The sequence below is a fragment of the Streptomyces sp. IBSBF 2435 genome, from assembly GCF_036815005.1.
Classification (GTDB): Bacteria; Actinomycetota; Actinomycetes; order Streptomycetales; family Streptomycetaceae; genus Actinacidiphila.
The window spans coordinates 1-2,069 of record NZ_JAJSYW010000364.1 but is presented as its reverse complement, the minus strand read 5'-3'; the positions used below and the strand labels follow the sequence as shown (position 1 = coordinate 2,069).

At 76.7% G+C, this 2,069-nt stretch carries 1 protein-coding gene and 1 pseudogene; both read left to right on the top strand.

The features are described 5' to 3' along the window. A pseudogene (locus V7E46_RS33390) lies at nt 1-248 on the top strand (hypothetical protein); the annotation flags it as partial. A 359-nt stretch (nt 249-607) separates the two neighbouring features. Then, the coding region (locus tag V7E46_RS33385) for an alpha/beta hydrolase (RefSeq protein WP_333771905.1) at nt 608-2,069 on the top strand (1,462 nt) is incomplete at its 3' end.

The following is a 2,069-nucleotide window of genomic DNA, read 5'->3' as shown; positions in this document are numbered from 1 at the left end:
CCCCGGGCACTCCCCCGCCGACCCCGGCTTCGCGCCCCGGCAGGCGGTACGCGGCCGCCGCCCGCCATGCCGTACGCCTCCAGGACCCGCACTTCGTCCGCAGCCTCGTGCACTACCAGGCCGAGCTGGCGATCAACCTCCGGCGGTCGGGGGACGACACGGAGGCGGTCGCGGTCGCGGGCCGCGCCCGCCGGCTCCTGCCGGGGGTCCGGTCGGCGCGGGTGCGCGCGATGCTCGCGACGGTGTGAGCGGGGGCCTGCGGAACTGCGTCGCCCGGCCCATGCGGCGGCAGGCGGCACCCCGGGGGGCGCGCTGCGCGCGCGGCGGGACATGCCCCAAAGGGGCGCGGGGAGCCGCATGACCGCCCGCACGCAGTGGCAGGCCACAGCCCGCCGCAAGCGGCACCCCCAGGGGGGCGGGGAACCGCGCGGCCGGCGCGCACGCAGTGGCCAGGCTGCGGCCCGCCGCAAGCGGCAAGGTCTGCGGGGGGCCGCGCGGCGGCGGCAGGTGCTGCCGGGCTCACCACGCGGGGTGCCCCCTTCTCGACGGCAGGCCCGGCATCGCGCTCGCCGGGCGGGGACGCGCAAGCCCGCCTACTTTGGGCCTCATGGCCCGTATGCGAACCGTCGCCGCCCTCGCGGTGGCACTGACGGCGACCGTCCTGGCCGCCCCGCCGCAGGCGGACGGCTCGGCTGCTTCCTCGCCGTACGGCCAGCAGGTCTCCTGGGGCGGCTGCTCCGGTGTGGACGGTCCCCGTTCGATGGAGTGCGGCACCCTCACCGTGCCCCGCGACTACGGCGACCCCAAGGGCGGCGACCTGGACGTCGCCCTGAGCCGGATACCCGCGACCGGCCCCGGGCCGCGGCTCGGCTCGCTCGTGGTCAACTTCGGCGGCCCCGGTATCCCCGGCATCACGCAACTGGCCGAACGCGCCTCGGCGGGCGACCTGGCCCGGCTCAACCGCCGCTACGACCTCATCGGCTTCGACCCGCGCGGCGTCGGCCGCAGCTCCCCGGTCGACTGCGGCGACCTCTCCGGGGTGACCGCCACCGACCCGGTCGCACAGGCACGCCAGGTGGCGCAGGCCTGCCGCGCCCACTCCGGCGCCCTCCTGCCCTGGGTGGGCACCCCGAACGCCGCCCGCGACCTCGACGTCGTACGGTCCGCCCTCGGCGACGACCGCCTCGCCTACCTCGGCTTCTCCTACGGCGGTCGCCTCGGCTCGGTCTACGCGCACGAATTCCCGCAGCACGCGGGCCGGATGGTGCTGGACGGCGTGCCCGACCCGACGCTGGACGACACGGGCACCGCGCTGGCCCAAGCCGCGGCCTTCCAGCACGCGCTGAGCGACTTCGCCGCGGACTGCGCCGCCCGGCACTGCCCGGTGCCGGGCCGTACGCCCGCCCAGATCGTGGCCAGCATCGCGACCGCCGGGCGCCGCCTCGACTCCGGCGGCCTCCCCACGGTGACGGGGCAGCTGGACCACGCGGGCTTCCTCCAGGGCGTCCAGAACGCGCTCTACTCGAAGGACGACTGGCCCGACCTGCGCGAGGCGCTCGGCGCGCTGGGCGGCGGGGACGGCGAGCCGATGATGCAGCTCGCCTATCCGGGGCAGATGGGCCAGCTCGCCCGGGTGACGCCCAAGGCCTCGGGGTGGTCCACCCCGGACAACTACGAGATGGCCAAGCTCGCGATCGACTGCCGCGATACGCCGGAGCGGCACACCCCGGCCGGCGTGCACGCGCTCGACGGGCGCTTCGCCGCGGCGTCTTCCGTGTTCGGTACGTCCATGGAGGCGTCGCTGCTGGCCTGCGCCGGGTGGCCGCCCGGCGACGGGGCCTCCCGGCGGGTGGCGGCCCGTACCGCGCCGGAGGCGCTGCTCGTCAGTACGACGGCGGATCCGGCGACGCCGTATGCGGGGGCGGGCCATATGGCTGCGGCGCTCGGGAATGGGAGCCGGGTGCTGACGTATCGGGGGGAGGGGCACGGGGCGTATTTCGCGCACGACGGGTGTGTGCGGGGGGTGGTGGAGGCGTATCTGGTTGATGGGGCGATGCCAAGTGCCGGGG